24 protein-coding genes are annotated in these 23,863 nt (G+C 51.2%); 16 read left to right on the forward strand and 8 right to left on the reverse strand.

Annotated elements, in window-relative coordinates; all coding sequences use genetic code 11:
- Window position 1: 1 nt before the first annotated feature.
- The 8 genes from JNC80_RS09815 to rnhA all read left to right on the forward strand — a co-directional run bounded on the left by JNC80_RS09815 (window position 2) and on the right by rnhA (window position 6,058).
- Window positions 2-178 (forward strand): cytochrome c oxidase system small membrane protein, encoded by a 177-nt coding sequence (locus JNC80_RS09815; RefSeq protein ID WP_238481772.1) that lies wholly within the window; start codon window positions 2-4, stop codon window positions 176-178.
- Window positions 179-252: 74 nt separating this feature from the next.
- Window positions 253-900 carry a cytochrome c oxidase assembly protein gene (locus JNC80_RS09820; protein ID WP_376710382.1) on the forward strand — a complete coding sequence of 216 codons (648 nt, stop codon included), beginning with the start codon at window positions 253-255 and terminating at the stop codon, window positions 898-900.
- A gap of 203 nt (window positions 901-1,103) precedes the next feature.
- On the forward strand, window positions 1,104-1,982 hold the full coding sequence (locus tag JNC80_RS09825) for a cytochrome c oxidase subunit 3 (RefSeq protein ID WP_022711677.1): 879 nt from the start codon (window positions 1,104-1,106) through the stop codon (window positions 1,980-1,982).
- Window positions 1,983-2,285: 303 nt separating this feature from the next.
- Window positions 2,286-2,678, forward strand: coding sequence for a DUF983 domain-containing protein (locus JNC80_RS09830; protein WP_075654484.1), 393 nt, complete (start codon window positions 2,286-2,288; stop codon window positions 2,676-2,678).
- A complete protein-coding gene (locus JNC80_RS09835; RefSeq protein ID WP_376710204.1) occupies window positions 2,675-3,427 on the forward strand; it encodes an SURF1 family protein in 753 nt (250 codons plus the stop codon). The genes JNC80_RS09830 and JNC80_RS09835 overlap by 4 nt, the downstream gene beginning before the upstream one ends.
- Before the next feature lie 111 nt (window positions 3,428-3,538).
- On the forward strand, window positions 3,539-4,540 hold the full coding sequence (gene ispH, locus JNC80_RS09840; RefSeq protein WP_022711674.1) for a 4-hydroxy-3-methylbut-2-enyl diphosphate reductase: 1,002 nt from the start codon (window positions 3,539-3,541) through the stop codon (window positions 4,538-4,540).
- 53 nt (window positions 4,541-4,593) lie between these two features.
- On the forward strand, window positions 4,594-5,553 hold the full coding sequence (locus JNC80_RS09845) for a homoserine kinase (RefSeq protein WP_376710205.1): 960 nt from the start codon (window positions 4,594-4,596) through the stop codon (window positions 5,551-5,553).
- A 64-nt stretch (window positions 5,554-5,617) separates the two neighbouring features.
- Window positions 5,618-6,058, forward strand: coding sequence for a ribonuclease HI (gene rnhA / locus JNC80_RS09850; RefSeq protein WP_075654486.1), 441 nt, complete (start codon window positions 5,618-5,620; stop codon window positions 6,056-6,058).
- Window positions 6,059-6,161: 103 nt separating this feature from the next.
- Here rnhA and JNC80_RS09855 read toward each other — a convergent pair whose 3' ends face one another.
- Window positions 6,162-6,647, reverse strand: a complete 486-nt coding sequence (locus JNC80_RS09855; protein WP_075654487.1) for a peroxiredoxin — start codon at window positions 6,645-6,647, stop codon at window positions 6,162-6,164.
- 389 nt (window positions 6,648-7,036) lie between these two features.
- On the opposite strand from JNC80_RS09855, the gene JNC80_RS09860 reads away from it, so the two are divergent.
- On the forward strand, window positions 7,037-7,618 hold the full coding sequence (locus tag JNC80_RS09860) for a YqgE/AlgH family protein (protein WP_075654488.1): 582 nt from the start codon (window positions 7,037-7,039) through the stop codon (window positions 7,616-7,618).
- A 72-nt stretch (window positions 7,619-7,690) separates the two neighbouring features.
- Here the strand turns inward: JNC80_RS09860 and JNC80_RS09865 are convergent, their stop codons facing one another.
- The 4 genes from JNC80_RS09865 to thrC all read right to left on the reverse strand — a co-directional run bounded on the left by JNC80_RS09865 (window position 7,691) and on the right by thrC (window position 14,151).
- Complete coding sequence (locus JNC80_RS09865; protein WP_170265213.1) at window positions 7,691-10,555, reverse strand: EAL domain-containing protein; 2,865 nt, start codon at window positions 10,553-10,555, stop codon at window positions 7,691-7,693.
- Window positions 10,556-10,625: 70 nt separating this feature from the next.
- Entirely contained in the window at window positions 10,626-11,237 is a 612-nt protein-coding gene (locus tag JNC80_RS09870; protein ID WP_075654489.1) for a GNAT family N-acetyltransferase, read from the reverse strand.
- Window positions 11,238-11,255: 18 nt separating this feature from the next.
- Window positions 11,256-12,554 (reverse strand): M16 family metallopeptidase, encoded by a 1,299-nt coding sequence (locus tag JNC80_RS09875; RefSeq protein ID WP_022711667.1) that lies wholly within the window; start codon window positions 12,552-12,554, stop codon window positions 11,256-11,258.
- A 199-nt stretch (window positions 12,555-12,753) separates the two neighbouring features.
- Entirely contained in the window at window positions 12,754-14,151 is a 1,398-nt protein-coding gene (gene thrC, locus JNC80_RS09880; protein WP_376710206.1) for a threonine synthase, read from the reverse strand.
- A 399-nt stretch (window positions 14,152-14,550) separates the two neighbouring features.
- Between thrC and JNC80_RS09885 the strand changes: the two genes are divergently transcribed.
- The gene (locus JNC80_RS09885) at window positions 14,551-15,126 is read left to right on the forward strand and encodes a hypothetical protein (protein WP_376710207.1); all 576 of its coding nucleotides are present in this window, start codon (window positions 14,551-14,553) and stop codon (window positions 15,124-15,126) included.
- A 599-nt stretch (window positions 15,127-15,725) separates the two neighbouring features.
- A complete protein-coding gene (locus tag JNC80_RS09890) occupies window positions 15,726-15,908 on the forward strand; it encodes a hypothetical protein (protein WP_075654492.1) in 183 nt (60 codons plus the stop codon).
- Between the two features lie 65 nt (window positions 15,909-15,973).
- On the opposite strand, the gene JNC80_RS09895 is transcribed toward JNC80_RS09890, so the two are convergent.
- Complete coding sequence (locus JNC80_RS09895; protein ID WP_376710208.1) at window positions 15,974-16,663, reverse strand: HAD family hydrolase; 690 nt, start codon at window positions 16,661-16,663, stop codon at window positions 15,974-15,976.
- Between the two features lie 394 nt (window positions 16,664-17,057).
- Between JNC80_RS09895 and JNC80_RS09900 the strand changes: the two genes are divergently transcribed.
- Complete coding sequence (locus JNC80_RS09900; RefSeq protein WP_022711662.1) at window positions 17,058-18,191, forward strand: site-specific DNA-methyltransferase; 1,134 nt, start codon at window positions 17,058-17,060, stop codon at window positions 18,189-18,191.
- Window positions 18,192-18,354: 163 nt separating this feature from the next.
- Here the strand turns inward: JNC80_RS09900 and JNC80_RS09905 are convergent, their stop codons facing one another.
- Window positions 18,355-18,972, reverse strand: a complete 618-nt coding sequence (locus JNC80_RS09905; protein WP_376710209.1) for a class I SAM-dependent DNA methyltransferase — start codon at window positions 18,970-18,972, stop codon at window positions 18,355-18,357.
- 17 nt (window positions 18,973-18,989) lie between these two features.
- Window positions 18,990-20,096: an A/G-specific adenine glycosylase gene (gene mutY / locus JNC80_RS09910; RefSeq protein ID WP_376710383.1), complete on the reverse strand. Its 1,107-nt coding sequence runs from the start codon at window positions 20,094-20,096 to the stop codon at window positions 18,990-18,992.
- A gap of 221 nt (window positions 20,097-20,317) precedes the next feature.
- Between mutY and JNC80_RS09915 the strand changes: the two genes are divergently transcribed.
- The 4 genes from JNC80_RS09915 (at window position 20,318) to JNC80_RS09930 (ending at window position 23,734) form a co-directional block, all read left to right on the forward strand.
- On the forward strand, window positions 20,318-21,085 hold the full coding sequence (locus JNC80_RS09915) for a glycosyltransferase family 25 protein (RefSeq protein WP_376710210.1): 768 nt from the start codon (window positions 20,318-20,320) through the stop codon (window positions 21,083-21,085).
- Window position 21,086: 1 nt separating this feature from the next.
- A complete protein-coding gene (locus tag JNC80_RS09920; RefSeq protein WP_376710211.1) occupies window positions 21,087-22,376 on the forward strand; it encodes an O-antigen ligase family protein in 1,290 nt (429 codons plus the stop codon).
- Between the two features lie 9 nt (window positions 22,377-22,385).
- The gene (locus JNC80_RS09925) at window positions 22,386-22,895 is read left to right on the forward strand and encodes a DUF721 domain-containing protein (RefSeq protein ID WP_376710212.1); all 510 of its coding nucleotides are present in this window, start codon (window positions 22,386-22,388) and stop codon (window positions 22,893-22,895) included.
- Between the two features lie 176 nt (window positions 22,896-23,071).
- Complete coding sequence (locus JNC80_RS09930) at window positions 23,072-23,734, forward strand: DsbA family protein (RefSeq protein ID WP_376710213.1); 663 nt, start codon at window positions 23,072-23,074, stop codon at window positions 23,732-23,734.
- Window positions 23,735-23,863: the final 129 nt, after the last annotated feature.

Raw genomic sequence — 23,863 nt, forward strand, 5'->3', positions numbered from 1 at the left:
GATGGCGGATAAAGAAGCAAAAACTGAACTCGAACTGATAACGCAGACAGAGAAACAGAAGAAAGCCCAGCGCAGCCGTTCTGTGGCTCTGGCACTGGCCTTAACGGCTTTTGTTCTGATCGTTTATATCGGCACATGGGTTAAACTCGGACCCGGTGTGCTGGTTCGCCCGATGTAATCGGAACTGTCAGCGTTTTAAGTCGCAGGGAGGCGGCATAGGCAATGATACAGAAACCGGAAAATACAGAAACAATGCAGGCGCCTGCAGCAGAAGACGCTGCTGCACAGGCTGCACGTCATCAGCGTTCCAATCGTATTGTTGCTCTGTCCTGTGCCAGTTTCTTCGTTGCCATGATCGGCATGGCCTATGCGGCTGTCCCGCTTTATCAGATGTTTTGTCAGGTTACCGGCTATGGCGGCACAACGCAGCGCGTTGAACAGATGTCCGATACAATCCTCGATCAGACGGTCAATGTGCGCTTTGATGCCAATGTGTCCGGCGGGCTGCCATGGGAGTTCAAGCCGGTTCAGCGCGAAGTGACTGTGCGTATCGGTGAAACGACTATCGTTAATTACGAAGCGAAGAATATCTCCGATCGTCCGGCTTCGGGACGCGCGACATTCAATGTGTCGCCGGATCTCACAGGTTCTTATTTCAACAAGGTTCAGTGCTTCTGCTTTACAGACACAACCCTTGCCGCCGGTGAAACAATGGAAATGCCGGTCATGTTCTTTGTCGATCCGGATATTGTGAAAGAAAAAGACCTTAAAGGGCTGAAGACGATCACCCTGTCTTATACATTTTTCCCGCTGGACAAGGAGCCGGTGAACTCAGCCGCAGCGCCCGCTATTTTGCAGAAAAATGCTGAAATTAAGCCGGTGGTGAAGCCGCAAGGATAGCTATGCCGCGACATCATGTTGCGGTGCGCAAAAAAGCGAACTGCATCAAGAATATGGTCAAGAGGGGCTATGTTCGGGGCGCAAAAACAGACTGCGCCTGCGACATAAAATAAAGAACAGGGTGCTTGTCGGGGGATATCCGGATGCAGCACCGGAAAGATAAACAGAGGAGCCTTGGGGCATAAACCTTAAGGGGGAATGACATGGCAGACACTCATCAGAAGAACCACGACTATCATATTATAGATCCTAGTCCGTGGCCGTTTCTGAGCTCGGTTGGTGCATTTGTTCTGGCCATTGGCGGTATCGCTTATATGCGCTACCTCAATGCAGGCGAGCTGCATCTGTTTGGTATCAATTTTGTAACGCCATGGCTGTTTTTTATCGGCATCGCCATCATCCTGTACTGCATGTATGGCTGGTGGTCGGATACGATCCGTGAGGGCAAGGAAGGCCACCATACCCGCGTGGTTTCCATCCATCTGCGCTATGGCATGATTATGTTCATTGCCTCTGAAGTTATGTTCTTTGTGGCATGGTTCTGGGCGTTCTTTGATGCCAGCCTGTTCCCGAATGAAGTGCATCAGGTGATGCGTGCAGAATTCACCGGCGGTCAGTGGCCTCCGAAAGGCATGGAAGTTCTCGATCCTCTGCACCTGCCGCTTTATAATACCGTAATTCTGCTGCTCTCCGGCACAACACTGACATGGGCGCATCATGCGCTGCTGCATAATGACCGTAAAGGCCTTGTCTGGGGGCTGGCGCTGACTGTTGTTCTCGGTGTGCTGTTCTCTTTCGTGCAGGCTTATGAATATATTCATGCGCCATTTGCCTTCAAAGATTCCGTTTATGGTGCAACATTCTTCATGGCGACCGGTTTCCATGGTTTCCACGTTATTGTTGGTACGATCTTTCTGGCCGTTTGTCTGATCCGCTCTATTCGCGGTGATTTTACGCCGAAGAACCATTTCGGTCTGGAAGCCGCTGCATGGTACTGGCATTTCGTGGACGTGGTCTGGCTGTTCCTGTTCTTCAGCATTTATGTCTGGGGTTCATGGGGCGCACCGATTGCCGTGCATTAACCGGCATCAGGAATAACGGCATTTTGCCGGAGTTCTGAGCCTGATGGGATAAGGAAAGCGTCGCGGTTTTTGAGGGCTGCGGCGCTTTTTGTTTCTTAGAGCGGCCTGTGCCGGACCCGGCACATAAAGATGGCTCTAACATTTTAAAATTTTGTTCTGGTTTTAACGGCGCAACTAGAGCATTTCACAGTCAAGTTGGATCAACTTGACGGCAGTGATAATGCGACAAAATAAAGAATCTGGAGCGAGCGCTATGATCCAATCTGGACGTAAACCGCTCTAGACCGCAGCGGAGGTGGAATAATGCATAATGAAGATAGTCTTTATCCGCCGGTAGAGCCAATCAAAGCCGGTATCAAAGGATGTTGCCCGCGCTGCGGACAGGGCGCTTTGTTTAATGGTTATCTGAAACTGGCAAAGCGCTGCGAGGTCTGCGAACTGGATTATGGTTTTGCAGATTCCGGTGACGGGCCTGTTGTTTTCGTGCTTCTGCTTGACGGTTTTCTTGTTACGGCTTTGGCGCTCTGGGCTGAGGTGTCTTATCAGCTGCCGCTCTGGCTGCATTTTATCATCTGGATACCGCTGGCAATTCTCATCGGGCTGGTGCTGACGCGCTGGATGAAAGGTATTCTCATTACACTGCAATATAAGCATAAAGCGGCATCGGGGCAGCTCGACAGGCGGGGGCGCGAATGACTGCCACCGGTAAGACACAGAAGTCCTTTCCATGGATTTTACTGCTCTGCAGCAGCATTGCTTTTGCCATTCTGCTGGGGCTTGGTATCTGGCAGACACAGCGTTTGTTCTGGAAAGAACAGCTGATTGCACAGATTGAAGAAAGGGTGCATTCCGCACCTAAGCCGCTGAGCGACATTGAGGCTGAATTTGCCAAAACCGGTGTTGTTGATTACATGCCGGTGACTTTGCGCGGCACATTTCAGCATGAGCGCGAACAGTATTTTTTCACCACGTTTAAAGGTGCATCCGGTTATGCGGTTTATACGCCGCTGATCCTGAATGACGGGCGGGCTGTTCTGGTTAATCGTGGTTTTGTGCCTTATGAAAAGCAAAATCCGGCGACACGTCCGCAAGGACAGATCGCGGGTGAAGTGACTGTTACGGGGCTTGCCCGTGATCCGCTGATTGCCAAGCCGTCTTCCTATCTGCCGGACAATGAACCGGCCAAAAAACTTTATTACTGGAAAGACTGGGGCGCGATGATGGAAAATAGCGGCCTTGCTCAGGATCATGATTTTGTCGGGTTCTTTGTGGATGCGGATGCCACAGCCAATGCCGGTGGTCTGCCGCTGGGCGGGATAACCATTCTCGAGCAACCGAATAATCATCTGCAATATGCGGGTACATGGTTCGGGCTGGCTGCCGTTTTGCTGGTTGTGACCTTTATCTATATTTTCCGTCAGCGCCGTAGTCCGGATGCGCAATAGCTGTTGACATTGCGTGATACGAAGCCCAATTGCTAAAGCTGGATATGTTTTACAGCGCATTGATGATCTATGGTCGCAATGTTGCTTTGAAGACAGGATAATCAGAGTTCAATGACCGATAAGCCTAAGCTGACCATCCGCCTGTGCGGTCCACGTGGATTTTGCGCCGGTGTTGATCGCGCTATTCAGATCGTTGTGCTGGCGCTGAAGAAATACGGCGCTCCGGTCTATGTGCGTCATGAGATTGTTCACAACCGTTATGTGGTTGAAGGCCTGCAGGCGCGTGGTGCGATCTTCGTGGAAGAGCTTGATGAAATTCCGATGGAACACCGCGATCAGCCGGTGGTATTTTCCGCTCACGGTGTGCCAAAATCAGTGCCGGAAGATGCGGATGCGAAAAACCTGTTCTATCTGGATGCAACCTGTCCGCTGGTTTCCAAAGTTCATAAACAGGCGATGCGCCATCAGCGTCTTGGCCGTCATGTTATTCTGATCGGCCATTCCGGCCATCCGGAAGTGATCGGCACAATGGGGCAACTGCCGGAAGGTACGGTTTCTTTGATCGAAACTGTAGCGGATGCCGAGGCCTACCAGCCGGAAGATCCTGAAAACCTCGGCTTTGTAACGCAAACCACACTGTCGGTAGACGATACTGCGGGTATTATCGCCAAGCTTCAGGAGCGGTTTCCGCAGCTGACAGCGCCTGCCGCTGAATCCATCTGTTATGCCACAACCAATCGTCAGGAAGCAGTGAAAGAAGCGGCTCCCGGCTGTGATCTGTTTCTGATTGTCGGCGCGCCGAACTCTTCAAACTCCAAACGTCTGGTGGAAGTGGCCGAGCGTTCCGGTGCCCGTCATTCTCTGCTTGTGCAGCGTGCGGAAGAGATCGACTGGGATAATCTGGGCGAGCTTTCTGTGCTGGGGATTTCGGCAGGGGCATCCGCACCGGAAATTATCGTTGATGAGATCATTGATGCGTTTTCGCAGCGTTTTGATGTCACAATTGATCTGGCAATCACCACCGTTGAAACCGAGAACTTCCTCGTCAACCGTCAGATCCGCGATGTGGAACTGACGGCTCAGGACATGGCGTTTGTGAACGGCAATCACTGAAATAAAGAATAATCTGCCGCGATTTTCGCAGGTGACGGCAGGGGGAGACCAGAATGGCTGTCTATACGGATATTAATGAAATTGAACTGGCAGCCTATCTGGAAAATTACAACATAGGTACTTTGCTGTCTTTCAAAGGCATTGCTGAAGGTGTTGAGAACTCCAATTTCCTGCTGCGCACGACTGAAGGCACATTCATTCTGACCCTTTATGAGAAGCGCGTGGATCGTGATGATCTGCCGTTCTTCATTAAGCTGATGCAGCATCTGGCGGTCAACGGGATTGAGTGCCCGCAGCCGGTGGTGCAAAAAAACGGTGAGGCGATTGGTGAATTGGCTGGCCGTCCGTCGGCAATTGTCACCTTTCTCGAAGGCATGTGGTTGCGTAAACCTGCAGCGGAACATTGCTATGCTCTGGGTGTAGCAATGGCACAGATGCATCTTGCCGGTCAGAGTTTTGCGATGGAACGCGAGAACAGCCTGACATTGAAAGACTGGCGCCCGCTCTGGGAAAAATGCATGGCAGATGCTGATGCCGTTGAAGCCGGTTTGCGTGCCCAGACAGAAGCAGATCTGGCCTATCTGGAGCAGAACTGGCCGTCGGATCTGCCGCGCGGTGTGATCCATGCCGATCTGTTTCCGGATAATGTGTTTTTCATTGGTCCGAACCTGTCAGGCATTATCGACTTTTATTTTGCCTGCACGGATATGCTGGCCTATGATCTGGCAATCTGCCTCAATGCATGGTGTTTTGAGCGTGATTTTTCCTATAATCTGACTAAAGGCACAGCTTTGCTGCGCGGTTATAATTCTGTGCGCCCTCTGAACTCCGCAGAGCGTGAGGCTTTGCCGGCGCTGTGCCGCGGCGCTGCCTTGCGTTTTATGCTGACGCGGCTTTATGACTGGATCAATGTGCCTGCGGACAGTTTTGTGACGAAAAAAGACCCGATGGAATATTTGCGTCGTATGCGTTTTCATCGCGAAGTGCGCTCAGCCAGCGAATATGGCCAGTAAGCAAAAGTAAATTACGGTGCTGAATAGCCGTGAACTGCCTTATATATAAATGTGAGAAAACCGCTTGAAGACGATTACAGCCTATACGGATGGTGCCTGTTCAGGAAATCCGGGTCCCGGGGGATGGGGGGCTATACTGGAATATAACGGACACCGCAGAGAGCTGAATGGTGGTGAGCCGGATACGACCAATAACCGGATGGAGCTGATGGCTGCAATTTCCGCATTGCAGGCGCTGAAAGAGCCGTGTCAGGTCGATCTCTATACGGACTCGGTTTATGTGCGCGATGGCATTTCCAAATGGATTGAGGGTTGGAAGCGCAATGGCTGGAAAACAGCGGCCAAGGCTCCGGTTAAAAATGCCGAGCTTTGGCAGGAGCTGGATGCTGCGCGCAAAAATCATAAGGTGACATGGCACTGGGTTAAGGGCCATGCGGGGCATCCTGAGAATGAGCGTGCGGATGAACTCGCCCGTGAAGGTATGGCACCATATAAAAAGCGCTGATATTTTTATGCTTTATAATTTGTGTGCAGAGGTGCTGATCTGTAGCGCAACCATAAAAAAAGCCCGCTTCAAAGCGGGCTTTTTCTTGTTCAGTCTAAAGAAATCAGAGCTTTTCGAGCATCGCTTCTGCGGAAGAAACTGTGGCAACGCCCGGATTTTCTTCAATGTCGAGGCTCTTTACAACGCCATCTTCGATCAGCGCTGAATAGCGCTTGGAGCGCACGCCAAGACCGCCACCGGACAGGTCGATATCAAGACCGGCAGCTTTGGTGAATGCGCCGATACCGTCGGAAAGATAGACGATCTTGCCTTCGCCTTCAGTGGCCTTTGCCCATGCGCCCATGACATGCACGTCATTGACGGAAACAACGGCAACAGTGTCCACGCCTTTAGCGATCAGCGCGTCGTAATTCGCCAGATAGCCCGGCAGATGGTTCAGTGTGCAGGTCGGGGTGAAAGCGCCCGGTACTGCAAAGAGAACGACTTTCTTACCCTGAAAAACGTCATCTGTGGTAACGTCTTTAACGCCGTCAGCAGTTTTGGTTTTAAAGCTTGCTGCTGGCAGTTTATCGCCGATCTGAATGGCCATTGTCTGTTCTCCTTCATACAGATTATGAGTAACGGATATTGGCATTATACATAGCCTCTGACCGGATTTTACGGAAGCGCTATTTCTTGAAAATTCTGACAGGCAGGCATGTAATTTTTCTCATTCAGGCAGAATATTTCGCTTTTAATATGAATTTTCTAAAATACTGATTTTAAGTAATGCGCTGAAATGGCTGAAAAAATACAAGCCGGATTTTTGCACTTCAAAAAACTTCGATAAATGTGACTTGGCTCATGTAAGCGTTGTGTTATGCTGATTATTCACTATGCCGTGAATGAATAAAACAGACGCATAATCATCCCCAGCGAACGGCAAAAATTACACATTTATCTTCATCAATCCAGTTGCATTGAAATTGAAAGAGGCGTGTGGTGAACAACGGTTTTCTCAACGGACAATTTCTGCTTGCAATGCCCGGTATGACGGATGAGCGTTTTGCCCGTTCGGTCATTTATATTTGTGCGCATTCAGAGCAGGGGACGATGGGTTTCATCATTAACCAGCTCCAGCCGCTTGAGTTTCCCGACCTTTTGATCCGCCTTGGTATTATTACGCAGGCGCAGAGCATTTTGCTGCCTGAAAAAGCCCGCTCGCTCATGGTGCGCCGTGGCGGCCCTGTTGAAACCGGACGGGGCTTTGTATTGCATAGCGATGATTTCATGGTCGGTACCAGCATTCCCGTCACCGATGATATCTGTATGACCGCGACCATGGATATTCTCCATGCCATATCGGATGGTATCGGGCCGGATAAAACACTGATGGCGCTTGGCTATGCCGGCTGGGATGCAGGGCAGATTGAACGTGAAATTGCGAGTAATGACTGGCTGATCTGCCCGCCGACCACAGATTTGCTGTTTGATACGGATATTCTCGGCAAATATGATCGCGTCATGGCGCAGATGGGCGTCGATCCTGCACGCCTCGTTGTGCAGGCCGGACATGCTTGAAGCAAAGTCTGATACATAAAAAACACCGCCTCGGCAGGAGAGGCGGTGTTTTTTATTTTTGACGAATTATGCTTATTCTACTGTCTGACCATTGAGCAGGCGGGCTGCATTTTCAGCAGTCATCGGTTGGCCGAACAGGAAGCTCTGGACATATTCACAGCCCATTTCACGCAATTGCATTGCGTCTTGTTCGCTTTCAACACCTTCAGCGACAACCTTGAGTTCCAGATCCTGCGCCATGCGAATGATGGAGCGCAGCAGCGTCGCTTTCTGCGGCTTATCACCTTTGACGAAGGAGCGGTCGATCTTAATCATGTCGATCGGGAAGCGTGTCAGATAGGCAAGCGATGAATAGCCGGTGCCGAAATCATCCAGTGACAGGCCGACACCCATGGATTTCAGCTCGTTCAGCATATGTGCTGATTGTTCCGGATTTTCCATCAGCACAGATTCTGTCAGTTCCAGTTTGAGCGTGCCTTTGGTCACATGCGTACGGGACAGGATCGCACGGACATCGCTGAGCAAATCCTGACGGATCAGCTGGGTGCTGGACAGATTGACGGAGACAAACAGGTTCGGACGTGACAGGTTTTCCTGCCAGTTGAACAGGTCATTGGCTGATTGCTGCATGGCGAACAGACCAAGCGGCACGATGAGGCCTGAATTCTCGGCAATCGGAATAAATTCAGACGGCGAGATCGGACCACGGCGCGGATGTTCCCAGCGCATCAGTGCTTCAAAACCGGCAATAGTGCCGTCCTGCAAATTCACAATCGGCTGATAGGCAATTGTGATTTCCTTGCGCTCAATAGCGCGGCGCAGATCGGATTCCAGCTGCAGCTTGTCGCTGCCAATTGCGCGGAAGGATGGGCGGAACGGCTCAATACGGTCGCCGCCAAAACGCTTGGCCTGATACATGGCCAGTTCCGCATCTTTGATCATATCTTCCGCATTGGCGGCATTGGCCGTCCATGTCAGAAGACCAACGGAAGCGGTCAGTACGATCTCGCGCTTGGCATAAGAGATCGGCGCACGGATGGCCTGACGCAGCGCTTCCGCAAAGGCTGCAACCTTTGCCGGATCAGATTCAGACGCGAGGATCAGGCCGAACTGGTCGGATGACAGTCTTGAAAGCGTATCCTGCGGCTTCATCAGCCGGAACAGGCGGCGCGAGATCGTCAGCAGGATTGTATCACCGGCAGACATGCCGAGGCTGTCATTGACCTGTTTGAACCGGTCGATATCAATGACGAAAACAGTCGGTTTGAGCCTGCTCTCATTATAGGACATGCTCATGACATTGGCGAGGCGGTCGAGGAACAGCTCGCGGTTCGGCAGGCCGGTAAGATTGTCATGCACGGCATCATGCAGCAGGCGTTCTTCTGCCTTTTTCTGCTCGGTCACATTATGCAGCGTGCCGACGCAGCGCACAATTTCACCATCCGAACCGATAACCGGACGGGCACGCAGATGATACCAGTGATAGTGACCGTCATTGGCACGCAGGCGGAAAGTCTGATGAATACGACCGCGACGATTTTCCAGAATTGCATCCAGCGTGGTGCGGAAGCGGTCACGGTCATCACCATGCATCACCGGCAGCCAGTTGCGCACTGGGCCGAGAAGGCTGGCCGCAGCCGTGCCGAGATAGGTGGAAATATCAGGCGTTGTCACCACGCGGTCGCGCGGCACATCCCAGTCCCAGACAATATCGCCGGAACCGATAACTGCCAGCGCCTGCCGTTCCATATCGGAGAACAGGCCGACACGCAGCACGCCGCCCGCAAAAGCATGTTGCATCACGGTGAAACCGATCAGCAATACGATCAGCACAAGACCACCGCCAAGCGCAGGCTGCACGATATCATTGTCCAGACGGCCGGAAACGGCCAGCCATGCACCGGTCATCCATATGGCAATCAGCAACCATGTGGGGATCAGCATAATCGCGCGGTCATAGCTGCGCAAAGCCAGAATGCCGATAATGACGATGCCGCAGATAACAGTCAGCGCAAAAGAGATACGGGCAATACCGGCAGCAATCGGCGGATCAAAAATCGCCACGCCGCTCAGCATCATCAGGCCGAGAACCCATGCCACAGCGCCATAGGAAAAATGGTCGTGCCAGCGGTTGAGATTGAGATAGGTGAACAGGAAAATCAGGAAACTGGCAGCCAGTGCCACTTCCGTGCCCGCCCGCCACATCTGCTCATTGCCGGGAGTAATGGCGATCAGCTTGTTCCAGAAGCCGAAATCCACGCAGATATAGGCCAGAACCGCCCATGCCAGTGCCGCAGCAGCAGGAAACAGTGATGTTCCGCGCACGACGAAAAGAATGGTCAGAAACAGCGCCAGCAGGCCGGAAATGCCGAGCAGAATGCCGCGATAGAGCGTGTAGGAGTTGATTGTATCTTTATAGGCATCCGGCTCCCACAGATAAAGCTGCGGCAGGTTAGGGGAGGCCATTTCCGCAACCAGTGTAATCACCGAGCCCGGATTGATGGTAATCAGAAACACATCCGCATCAGGACTGACCTGACGGTCAAGCGCAAAGCCCTCACTCGGCGTGATCGAGGATATGCGCTGCGAACCCAGATCCGGCCAGACAAAGCCCGATTTCACAAGACGGTAATGCGGGGCAACAATCAGACGGTCAATCTGCTCATCGGTCGGATTGGCAATAGCAAAAGCTGCCCAGTTACCGCTGGAGCGTTTGTCCTTGTCGGCCTGCACTTCAATGCGTCGCACAATGCCGTCGGCACCGGGAGCAGTGGAAACCTGCACAGTATCGCCCTGATTATGCATGATCTGCACAGCGCGGGTGAGGTCGAGAGCCGTGTCTTCTTTGGAAATTTTGATCGGCTCAACTGCGGATGCAGGAACCGTGATCTGCAATAATGCTGCGATAAAGGCAAACACACAGAAAAACGTTTTCAATCGGTTCTGAAAGTTTTCTGTCACTATCTTTACCTTTTTGTCTTGGTATCAGGTGCTTTGCGCTTAACGGTCAGACGGCTGTTGTTTTAACAGAAAGACCTCTGCGCTGCTCTTCTCCCTCAATCAGGCTATAGAGGAGATGATCCTGCCACAGGCCGTTAATCTTGAGATAGGAGCGCAATGTGCCTTCCAGTAAAAATCCGGCTTTTTCAAGAAGCCTGACCGAACGCAGATTAGACGGAATACAGGCAGCTTCAAGTCTGTGCAACCGCAGTTCACTGAATGCGAAGGGGATAACCAGTTTCAAAGCGTCGAACATATAGCCTTGGCCTGCATGAGGTGCGCCGCACCAGTATCCGATCTGTCCGGATTGGGCGACACCGCGCCGGATATTACCGAGGGTGATTCCCCCCAGCAAAACATTGTCGGACCTGCGGAATAAAAACAGCGACCATGCATTTCCGCTGCGTGCCTCTTCGCTATAATGGCGCAGCCGCAGCCGGAAACTCGATTTTTCCAGCTCATCATCCCGCCATACCGGCTCCCATGGGGTCAGAAAAGCACGGCTTTTTTCGCGCAGATTTGCCCATTGGCGGTAATCAGACCATTGCGGCTCACGCAAAAACAGACGCTCCCCCTTCAGATACACAGATGGTGTTTTGCTGAAGGGAAAGCTGATCATGATACCCAGCCTGTTAAGTTAAACTGCCAGTGCCGGACGCTTATTCGCGGCGAAGCCGCGCAACGTGCCGTGAATATCGTCATAACCCATCATCTGGCTGACAGGGCCGACGGCGGCAATGGTCGGTTTGCTGTCGAGGAACATGCGACCGGAAAGATCTGTCAGACGTTCCGGCGTAATCAGGCTCAGACGTTCCAGCAGTTCTTCATTCGGTACCGGACGACCATAGAGCAGCATCTGGCGGGCAATCTGACCTGCTCGGCTTGCTGCACTTTCCTGCGACATCAGCAGACCGGCGCGATATTGCGCACGGGCGCGGTCAACTTCCTGAATATTGATATTACTCGATGCTTCATAAAGCTCGTTGAGAACAACCGGCACCAGTTCCTCAAGGTTTTCACGTCCGGTTGCCGCATGTATGCCGAACAGACCGGTATCGGAAAAGCCCCAATGGAAGGCATAGACAGAATAGCACAGACCACGCTTTTCACGCACCTGCTGGAACAGGCGGGAGGACATGCCGCCGCCAAGAACCGTTGCCAGAAGCTGTGAGGCATAGAAATCGCGCACATGGTAAGCGCGGCCTTCAAAGCCGATCAGCACCTGCGCATCCATCAGGTCACGTTCTTCGCGGTAATCACCGCCGACATAGGACGCTTTCACCGGCGCTGCAGCCTGTGTCGTTGCGCGGAAACCGCCGAGACGGCTTTCCACTTCGCGTACAAACGAAGCGTGGTCAACGGCACCGGCAGCGACAACAACCATACGGTCGGCGCTATATTGTTCATTGATATAATTACGCAGATCACCCGGAGTGAAGGACTGCACCGTTTCCGGTGTGCCGAGAATGGAGCGTCCGATCTGCTGGTTCAGATAGGATGTTTCAGAAAAACGATCGAAAACAATGTCATCGGGCGTATCATAGGCCGCGCCGATTTCCTGCATGATGACGTTTTTCTCGCGTTCCAGCTCATCTTCATCGAATTTTGAGCTGGTGAGAATGTCGGCCAGAATATCAATCGCCAGGGGCAAATCGTTGCGCAGAACGCGGGCATAATAAGAGGTGGTTTCAACGCTGGTTGCGGCATTGATCTCACCGCCGACATTTTCAATATCGGCTGCAATCTGCCATGCACTGCGGTTTTCTGTGCCTTTGAAAGCCATATGCTCGAGAAAATGCGCAATGCCGTGGCGGTTATGCGCTTCATTGCGGGAGCCTGCCTTGACCCAGATACCTAATGCCACGCTTTCAATCAGCGGCATGGTTTCGGTGGCAATTGTCAGTCCGTTGGACAGAACGCTAACTTCTACACCCATTCTAGGCATACTCCCCTGAGTATTTTAACCGTCAGCTTCTTTGAGTCTGACGGGCATGGCAATGCGACAAAGAAAGAACGTGACCGTTCCGGAAGAGCTCGTCTGCCCCTGTTGTTTTATCAGGTGACATATAGGGGCAGAGCGAAATCTATGCAAATTTGCTGCCATAATACAACATATGGCTGCAGCAGAACCTTGATTATTTTGCTGCTCGCGAGTGGCTGCGGATATGATCTTCCACCACTTTCAGGTCATTTTGAAGACGCGTGAAATGTTCTTTACGCTCCATCAGATCACTGAGCCATACAGGCAGAGCCGGAGAAACACCGCAGGCATCTTTCACCGCATCCGGGAATTTGGCCGGATGGGCGGTTGCCAGCACCACCATCGGTGAGGCTGTATCTGCGTGTTCGCGCGCAACTTTAACGCCGATAGCCGAATGCGGGTCAAGCAGATAGCCGTCCTGTTTCAGCACTGAGTCAATGGTTGCAGCGGTTTCCGCAACGGTTGAACGACCGGCAGCAAACTGATTGCGGATGGTTTTGAGCGGTGCATCGGCAATAGTGAATTCACCGGACTGGCCAAGGCTGCGCATCAACCCGCGAATAGCTGCTGCATCACGATCATAGGATTCAAACAGCAGACGCTCGAAATTCGAGGAAATCTGGATATCCATGGACGGAGAAGAGGTCTGCTCCACACCGCGCATTGCATAGGAGCCGGTGGCAACAGTGCGTGACAGGATATCATTGTCATTGGTGGCAATGATCAGACGGTCAATCGGCAGTCCCATTTTTTTGGCGACAAAGCCCGCAAAAATATCGCCGAAATTACCGGTCGGCACAGTGAAGGACACTTTGCGATCCGGTGCGCCGAGGCTGATTGCTGATGTGAAATAATAAACGATCTGCGGCATGATACGTGCCCAGTTGATCGAATTCACACCGGAGAGAGAAAGCGTGTCACGGAAGTTCAGATCATTGAACATGCCTTTGACGAGGTTCTGACAATCGTCAAAATTACCGTCGATCGACAGAGCATGAACATTGCTGGCTGCAGATGAGGTCATCTGGCGCTGCTGCACAGGTGACACACGGCCATGCGGGAACAGGATGAAAATATCGGTATTGTCGCGACCGGCAAAAGCTTCAATCGCCGCGCCGCCGGTATCGCCGGAAGTTGCGCCGACAATGGTTGCGCGCTGTCCGCGCTGTGCCAGCGTATAATCCATCATGCGTGACAACAGCTGCATTGCCACATCTTTAAAGGCGAGAGTCGGGCCGTGGAAAAGCTCCAGCACAAATTCATTCGCACCGGTTTGCACCAGCGGGCAGACGGCATCATGGCGGAATGAGCCATAAGATTCGCGCACCATTTTTTCAAATTCGGCGTCCGGAATCTCACCATTCACAAAAGGAGTGAGGACTGCGAGGGCGATTTCCACATAGGATTTACCGCGTAGCTTGCGGATGTCATCTGAGGAAAATTGCGGATAGGTTTCCGGCAGATAGAGACCGCCGTCCCGCGCCAAACCCGCCAAAAGTGCATCAGAAAAGCCCAAAACCGGCGCTTCGCCACGGGTGCTGATATATTTCATAAGATTTCAGGCCTCATTCAGTCAATGCAATTCTGTGCCGGTTTTGAGCCGGTTTCGGTCAAGTTTGCGGTGTTTTCCTGTCATATCTCTTGTGGCTGACGCAAGCATCGGTGGATAGAGCTTGCCCTGTTCACAAAAAACGTGAAAATATTATCTCATAATGCATGTTAAGCGCCTTGCGTCCATATGGATATGTCAAAGACGCAGCAGGATTTGGGTATAAAGCGCATTCCAAAAAGTGTGAAACGGTTTTTGGATAAAATGCGCGATGGTGAAGAATTTACGCATCAGACAAAGAGTGTAACTCTTCGGGAGATGCGGGAAACAAGACAACAGAACGGTTACGGCGCGTTGCCGGAGCGGTTCGCAAACAGGTTCAATATTCAGGAAGACCGGTTTATGCAGAAATCTACCTTCGGACGTTTAAATCCTCTTTCATTGCGGTTTACCCGTTTGGGTGGAGCTGCATTGCTTGGTTTGTTGGTTGCCGGTTGCTCAACCAGCGGCAATCAGCAGGGCACTGTTTCCACATCCGGTGAGCAGCGTGTGACACAGGCGGATTTGCAGGCCTATTGCCCGCGCATCAGCCTGCGTGAGGGAACGTCATTCTTCAGCACTTATGAAAAGGGCGGAAACGGTGACAGCAGCCGCGTGGTTTATCAGGCTTCGATCAGCGATGTGACCCGCGATTGCCGTCGGGATAATGGTACGCTGACAATTACTGTTGCAGCCGCAGGCCGCGTTGTGCCGGGGCCGAAATTCCGCAACGGCACAATCAATATGCCGATCCGCGTTGTGGTGATGGAAGGCGATAAAGTGATCTCCACAAAACTGCATAAACAGGCGGTTGCGATGAATAATTCCCAGTCGGCAACACAGTTCCTGTTTGCGGGAACGCCGGTGAGCGTGCCTGAAGCATCGTCACGTCAGGTGCAGATCTTTATTGGTTTTGATGAAGGCCCGAACAAGGGTTAATCTGAAGTCACGACAGTTAAAATGCCGTATTCCCGATAAGGAATGCGGCATTTTTTTATGCGCCGAAGCACAATGCTGTCCGGTGATACTGTTAAAAGCAGCTAGAGCATGTCGCAGCGAAATGGACACATTGAGCGTTCGCGAACATGCGACCAGAAAAATCTAGAGCGAGTGCCATGAATACACTTGGCGGGATATGCTCTAACTCTTTGTGTTAACGCGTATCTTATCCGATCGAAGCGGGATAAGAAAACAGTCCGGTGGACTGTTTTCCCCGCGAAGGCGCTTCGCACTTTTCGGGATACGCTCTGGCAGATGCTGTATTCTGTCTGGTATTTGCCAAGTGTCTAAAATTAGTGCATAAATTATTTACTATAGGTTCATATTGCCGTGGGTTTTGCAGGTCGGAAAATCTGAAAGCTTCTTACGGTAAATAAAACTTTTATCTGAAAAATATTATTTAATATCAATTATTTGCGAATTTTTTGTCAGTGATTTGTCCGGTTTTCGGATGTGCTTACGGGAAAATACCGCCTGTTCATCGTTAAAGCGATGAAAGAATGAAACTATTTGTAATCTCTAACGTTTAGACTGCTGGCATGATGACAGTATATGAACTCATTCAGGAACCAACCGATACCTGGGCCATTTTTGAAATGGATTCCGGTGAACCGGTTATGATTGAAGGCCGTCCGATGATTGGTCTCAGCGAGACAGAAGCACAGCAGATTTATGCTGCACTGACTGCTCCCGTGAAAGACGCGAAGAAATCAGCGGCCTGATCATCACGATATAAAAAAGGGCGTGCTTGCGGCACGCCCTTTTTATTACATTTCTCAGAAGGTTATCAGAAGCCTTCATCCCATTCTGCCATGGCCTCAATCACGGCAGGCAGATCGCGGTGACGGTTGATAACTGTTTCCGCACCGGCTTCAGTCAGCTTGTCTGCATGACCCGGATAGGTGTGAGCACCGCCGGTAAAGCCGATGACCCGCATGCCCGCAGCGCGTGCCGCATGGATGCCATGGCTTGAATCTTCAATCACAAAACACTGTTTCGGATCAGCATTAAATTGCTGAGCCGCGTAGGTATAAACATTCGGCGCAGGCTTCGGCTCTTTATTGCCAACCTCACGCGACGCATAAATATGCGGGGCAAATGCATCATACAGCGTTGAACGCTTAAGCATCAGTTCCAGAGAGTCCGAATTGGAGTTGGAGCAGATAGCTTTCGGATATTGAAGCTGGCTGACCACATCCTCAATACCGTCTACAGTGAGCAGTTCTTTGCTAATCCGCTCTTTCATGATTTTGCGAGATTTTTCAATCAGCGAGGCGGAGATCGGAATGGAAGATTCCCGTTCAATTTCCATCAGAATGCTTGGCCATGTCAGACCGGCAAAACGCTCGGCAATTTCTTCCGGTGAAATCGGATAGCCGGCATCGGTGAGAAGCTCGGATTCGACCTGTGCGGCAATATACTCGGAATCGACCAGAACACCGTCACAGTCGAAGAGGATCAGCTGGGGTTTTGACATGAAAAATCCGTAAATGTTCATCAGCCACAAAAGCCGGACTGAGGCTCGGGGCATGGGGGAAGGAGGACGGGCACTGTTTACACTTAAAACGATTGAGGGTCAAAATGATAAAAGAAATTGCCGGCTCTTCTGTGTTTTATCGGCAAGGCAAATCAGCGGGCAAAATCGGGTGATTTGCGGTGTCTGATTTTAAGCTTTGGAACCGCAATTTCGCCAAATGTTAAAAATTATTAAGCATTTACAGTGGTTTGTGAGCGCTATTTTGTGTTGATTTTAAAGAAATTTGACGATTTTCGCACCTGATAACGCTTTTTAATAATTCGATTAACCCCATGTTTACCCTGTTCGGTAACCATAAGGACAGTAAAGCGTTCCTATGTTTAGCGAGTATCACATGTCCGTTGTTCGTCTTGTGAAAGATCTGCCAGAAGCTGCACCGCGCTCGGTCTGGCTCGATACAATTCTTAAGGGTGACTGCGTAGCTGCGCTCGATCGTTTGCCGGATCATTCGGTGGATGTGATCTTTGCTGATCCCCCTTACAATCTTCAGCTTGAAGGTGCTCTGCACCGTCCGGATCAGACCAAGGTCAATGCAGTTGATGACCATTGGGATCAGTTCGACAGTTTTCAGGCTTATGATGCCTTTACCCGTGCATGGCTGCTGGCCTGCCGCCGTGTGCTGAAGCCAAACGGCACCATCTGGGTTATCGGCTCATACCACAATATTTTCCGCGTCGGCGCATCGCTGCAGGATCTGGGCTTCTGGATGCTCAACGATATTATCTGGCGTAAAACCAATCCGATGCCGAATTTCCGCGGCCGTCGTTTCCAGAATGCACATGAAACGCTGATCTGGGCATCCCGTGATCAGAAGAGCAAAGGCTATACGTTTAACTACGAAGCCATGAAAGCCGCCAATGATGATGTGCAGATGCGCTCTGACTGGCTGTTTCCGATTTGCACCGGCGGCGAGCGTCTGAAAGACGATAATGGCGATAAGGTTCATCCGACCCAGAAGCCGGAAGCATTGCTTGCCCGTATTCTGATGTCTTCATCGAAGCCTGGTGATGTGATCCTCGATCCGTTCTTTGGTTCCGGCACCACCGGTGCAGTTGCCAAGCGTCTCGGCCGTCATTTTGTCGGTATTGAGCGTGAACAGTCTTACATTGATGCGGCAACCAAGCGTATCGAAGCTGTTGAGCCTTTGGGCAAAACCGAGCTGAAAGTTATGACCGGCAAGCGTGCCGAACCGCGTGTAGCCTTTGTCAGCGTGATTGAAGCCGGTCTGCTGCGTCCGGGGACAGTTCTGTGTGATGCCAAACGTCGTCATGCAGCGATTGTTCGTGCAGACGGTACTCTGTCTGCCAATGGCGATGCCGGTTCTATTCACCGTATGGGTGCCAAGGTACAGGGCTTTGATGCCTGCAATGGCTGGACTTTCTGGCATTATGAAGAAAATGGCGTGTTGAAGCCGATTGATGCGCTGCGCGCTGAAATCCGTGTGAATATGGCTCAAGCCGGTTCATAAAATGAACGGCAGAATACCGGCACTTGATACTGGTATTTTCTCCAGCATTTTGCGCTGGTTCGATGTGTTAAGCACAGGCCACGCATAATTATCGGACTGACCTCCAGAGATGTCTGAGCCTTAAAGCGCCGGTGTTGAGCCGGCGCTTTTTTTATGGACTGCTTCAGAAGGTTTTACGGCAGAGCCAGACTGTGAGATGACCGCAATGCGGGTCATTTTCCACATATTGCAGAACATCAAAACCGCTCTCGGATAAAAGACTGCGGTATTCTTCCGGTGCGAGGCTGGAGTGATAAAGCGGTTGCCCTTCAAAAGTGCCGATTGCTTCGCCATTTGCAGTGCCGCTGGTAAACATCAGAACTGCATTCTCTGTAGCGAGTGTTGCAAAGCGGGGAAACATCCGGCGCTGATCATCACGCTGCAGGTGAAAGAAACTGTTCCACGCGAGTATGCCGTCAAATTTCTGCGGGAGAGATAGCTCACGCATATCTGCGACCAGCCATTGCTGCTGAGGGAAACGGGTGCGGCAGATGTCTATCAGGCTGGCAGAACTGTCGATGCCGGTTAGCTGAAAGCCTGAGCGGATCAGGTGACCGGCCATAGGCTCGCCCGCTCCGCAACCAATATCCAGAACAGAGCCTTGATGAGGTAACAGACCGGTAAAACGTACCAGCCATTCCGCTTCCATCAGACCTTTGGCAGCATTGCCACGCCGGATATCATCCCATTTCTGCGCATGCGTTTCATATAGCGGAATAATGTTTTCTGCGTCTTTGGACATAGCATTTTTCAGTTTGTTTATTTGAAAGTGTCAGGCAGGGCGGCGCTGATGGCTTTCTTCATCACTGTCGGCAGCGCTTCTTTTTCGAGATTGTTCTGGGCAACCCACCAGCCATTATTGCTTGGCGGCATGGTTGAAACATCTGTTTTATAAACGCTGAGGCGTAATTCAAAATGCGTAAAAATATGAGTGATGGTGCCGCTTGGCTGCCAGTTTGCAGCAATTGGTGCCGGATCAGTATTGGTCAATCGTGCAATATGCTCAGGAGAGGTCGCTTCATCTGCCGCGATCCATTCGCTGTTCGGTACTTCGCTCATGCCGGCAAGCAGGCCTTTGTCAGGGCGTTTTCGCAAGTAAACATCGCCTTGCGGTGAGAGAATGATAAAAGCCGCACCATAGCGGACAGGACGTGCCTTTTTCGGTGCTTTAACAGGGTAAAGCTCCGGCTCACCTTCCAATAAGGCTGCACAATTATCATTGAGCGGGCAGAGAATGCAGGCCGGATTCTTAGGCGTGCAGATTGTAGCACCGAGATCCATCATCGCCTGCGCAAAATCACCGGGGCGGGTTTGCGGAGTGAGTTGCTCTGTAAATTTGCGAATTTCAGTCTTGGCCTGAGGCATCATGGTTTTGATCGCAAACAGGCGGCTCACTACGCGCTCGACATTACCATCGACAACCGCAGCCGGAATATCGAAGGCAATGGCAGCAATGGCGGCCGATGTGTAGTCGCCGATACCCGGCAATTGTTTGAGACCTTCAACACTCGCCGGAAACTGCCCTTTATGCTGAGAGGCTAGCATATCCGCGCATTTCTTCAGGTTGCGGGCTCGGGAATAATAACCAAGTCCCGCCCAGCCACGCAGCACATCATCTTCGGTGGCATCGGCAAGTGCCTGCACATTCGGCCACAAACTGGTAAATTTGAGGAAATAAGCTTTAACCGCTTCAACCGTCGTTTGTTGCAGCATGACTTCCGACAACCAGATGCGGTAAGGATCAGGACGCACACCTTGTTCGTGCTCAACGGGCGTTACGCGCCATGGCAAAATACGGTGATGACGATCATACCATGCCAGCAGCTTTTGCGCAGGAGCATCATCTCCCGACACGGCAGGAAACATCGTCGGACAGTTGTTGGGGGAGGCTTGGAGGCGCTTTTTCGTCATATTTTGTCAATAAATGATCTGCTTTCGGAATGCACCGGAAATTATTTTTAGCTTGTGCTTACAATGTGAAATCGTTTTCATTATGCAGCGGATAGTTTGACAGTCGTCATATTGCTGAGTACCACAATTTTATAAACCTTATTTTGTTGATGGAATAATATCCGAAAGGCTTGATATTGCAGAACAAACAAAGCTTTCCGGTCTATGTTCTCAATCTTGACCGTTCAAAAGACCGTTGGGATTCGCTGCTTGCACATGCGCAGGAAAGCGGCATTGCGCTTCAGCGCGTGCCGGCAATTGACGGTAAATTGCTCACAGAAACGGATAAACGCCATTTTGATGATGCGGCTTTCCGACGCGATCACGGGAAGATCGCCTCCTCGGCGGAAATCGGCTGCTATTTCAGTCACATGAAGGCTCTGGAAATGATCGCGGCAGGCGATGCGCCAGCCGGTGTGATTATTGAAGATGATATCCGGTTTTCTGAAGAATTTGTTCCGGTTGTTGAAGCTGCAGCAGATTTGCAGGGCTGGGATGTCATCAAGCTGATCCATAACCGTCTTGTAGGGTTTCGTGCGGTTGAAAATCTCACAAATGATGTGGCGATCGGGCGTGTTACCCACGGGCCGCTTGGTAATGCCGGAGCCTATATTGTTTCAAAAGAGGGGGCGGCGAAAGTGCTCAAAGCACTGCAAGTGATGCATCTTCCTTATGATGTGGCACTGGAGCGCGGCTGGGCGGGTTCATATAATTTCTTCACTGCCAGCAGGGCTGTGGTGAGCAATGCCAATGAAAGCGCTTCAACAATATCCGAGGATATCAAAACCTATTCGCGGGCAAAATTACCGGCCCATAAACGGATCGGTACATTATTCTTTCGTATGAAAGACTATTTGCAAAGACTGTTTTACAGTTTCCAAAAAACAAATATCCGGCAACGGTGATATGCGAATTCTGCAAAAAAACTTTCTGATACGTCGTCGTATTGATCTCTGGCTTTTATGTCTGGCGGCAATCGCAATGCCGGTCCGCTATGCGCTCGGCCCGATTATCCTGTTCGTGTATAGTTGTATCGGTTTTTATCTGGCGCTGTACAAACACCGCTGGCACCGGATGTATGGTGCGCATTTTTATGTCTTGATATCTGCCTATATGATCTGGAGCCTCAGCCTGATGGTATGGCGCGGTGAGCTCAGCTTTGCTAACCGTCAGGTGGGGTATGTGCTGCTGTTATGGCTCTATTCTTTTGCCGGATTGGGGATGGTTCTCATCCGTGACCCGCTGAGAATCCTCGCATTCGGCTCCCGTACCGGCATCATTCTGTGTGCAATAATGGTTGCAGGAGAGGCGCTGTTTTGGGGCGGCCGTATCGGTATCGGCGGTAATCCTGCAGTATTTGCCTATGCGGCAGCAATTGCAGCAGTTGCAGCAACATTGCCGATTAAAAACGCTCCGCGTATTTTACCGAACGGACCGTGGTATCTGGTCATTGGTACGGGGATCGTATTTGCCTCCGAAACCCGTGCGGTTATGATTACGCTGGCTCTGCTGGCAATATTTGAAATCATTGTGCTGATCGGCCGTATTGCCAGCCATAAGGTGAAAATCGGCAGTTCACTCATTCTGGCTGCCTGTCTGACTGCTGTCTTTACTGTTGGCCCTGTTGCCGGAGTTCTGTCGCAGCGCTTCGCCGGTATGGTGCATTACTATGAAACCGGCGACAGCAGCCAGTGGGCGGATAAATCCTCCGCAGATACACGTGAGCAGATGTGGCGCGGTGCGGTGAAAGTGGTTGCGGAACATCCTTTAATTGGTGTCGGCTCGGAACAAAAAATGACTGCAGTGCGGGAGGCTCTGGGCGATCAGGCAACTTTGCTCGACGGTTATATCCATGTTCATAATTCAGTGTTTGATGAACTGCTGGTCAATGGTGCAATCGGTTTCCTGTTGCTGCTGGCAGCGGCTGTATGCGGCTTCATTTTCTTCTGGCGCAATAATTCAGACTGTACGGTCCGGCGGGTGCTGATCTATTTTACGATCAGCTGGGGCAGCTATGCTATGCTGCATAACCCGCTGCTGCATGAAACCAGTATTGCTGTGACAATGTTCTTTTTCAGTGTGGTTTATGCGGGAACAAGCCGTAATATTTTGCGGCGTAACAGTGATGCCCGTAATGCTCTGGCATTTTATAACAGAGAAAAACCGTCGCCCGTCGCGGCAATAAAACCGGCATAAAGGACAGAGATGAGCAGAGAGGAAAAATCGGGTTTTAAACCGCTGGCAGATACGGCCGGTAGTGTGCTCGATCCTGTCTTACGCAAACGCGCCGGTATTAATTTGTCGCTGATACAGGCATGGGAAGATGTGGTCGGGCCACAGATTGGTGCGCAGTCGCGCCCGTTGCGTATTCTCTGGCCGCGACGCGCCCATGAGGATGATCCGTTTCAGCCGGCAACACTGATCATCGGCTGCGAAGGCATGGCAGCAATGCGCATCCAGCATTCCACCGGCGAGATCATTAATCGCGTGAATTCCTTTTTAGGTTTCGCTGCCATTGCCCGTATTCGCATTGAACAAAAATCTGTTGCGCCTGTTGCGCAACGTAAAATCAAACCGCTGATGCCGGTTGGCGCACCTGCCGAGAAAAAACTGGCGCAGGCAACAGTTGGTATTGAGGATGAGGCTTTACGTGCCTCACTGATGCAGCTTGGCCGTAATATTCTGGCGGAAAAAGCCAATAAAAAGCCACGCTGATCTTAATTTCAAAGGGCAGATTACAGAGAATAAACAATGCGAAAACGGCTGAAAATTGCCCGTTAAGTCTCTGGAGACACACTGTTTATTAAAAACTCTTAAGCTGCCTGACAAAATTCCGGCAATTTGCTCTAATATCCGGAAACTATAGCAACGTGAATGAACGGGTGATTCGTATGATGTCTCAACTGAACCGCAGACAGCTTCTTGGAACTGCAGCTCTTGCAACTGCGGCATTGTCCGTATCTGCTGCCAGCAGTGCTCTGGCACAGACAGATGTTCCGAAGTCTGACGGCTCTGTCGATATGAAAAAACTGCTCGAAAAAGGCGCACTTGAAGATAAAGTGCTGGGGCAGGCTGATGCACCGGTAACAATCGTTGAATATGCTTCAATGACCTGCTCGCATTGTGCGACTTTTGCTGTGAATACACTTCCGGCAATTGAAGAAAAATACATCAAGACCGGCAAAGCCCGTCTGATCTTCCGCGAATTCCCGTTTGATCCGCGCGCAACTGCCGCCTTCATGCTGGCACGCTGTGCACCGGATGACCGTTATTTCCCGATGGTGGATGTGTTGTTCAAGCAGCAGATGCAGTGGGCTGCGGCCGATGATGCACAGGCTGCATTGCTGCAAATCTCCAAACTGGCCGGTTTTACACAGGAGACATTCAATGCCTGCTTGACGAACCAGCAGCTTCTCGATGATGTGAATGCTGTTCGTGAACGTGGCGCTGAGTTCGGTGTGAATGCAACGCCTACATTCTTTATCAATGGTCAGAAATATTCCGGAGCTCTTTCGGTTGAACAGATGTCGGCAGTTATCGACTCTATGCTCTGAACCTGATGCATATTCATGCAGCGGGGGCTTTTTTGCGCCCGCTGCATTTTCATATTTAAAAAAAATAGTGTCTGATTTTATTCCGCTCTTCATTGATTTGTTTTTGCCGCGCCCGGTTGCACGGAGCAC

The sequence above is a fragment of the Pseudochrobactrum lubricantis genome, assembly GCF_041929865.1.
Taxonomy (GTDB): domain Bacteria; phylum Pseudomonadota; class Alphaproteobacteria; order Rhizobiales; family Rhizobiaceae; genus Pseudochrobactrum; species Pseudochrobactrum saccharolyticum.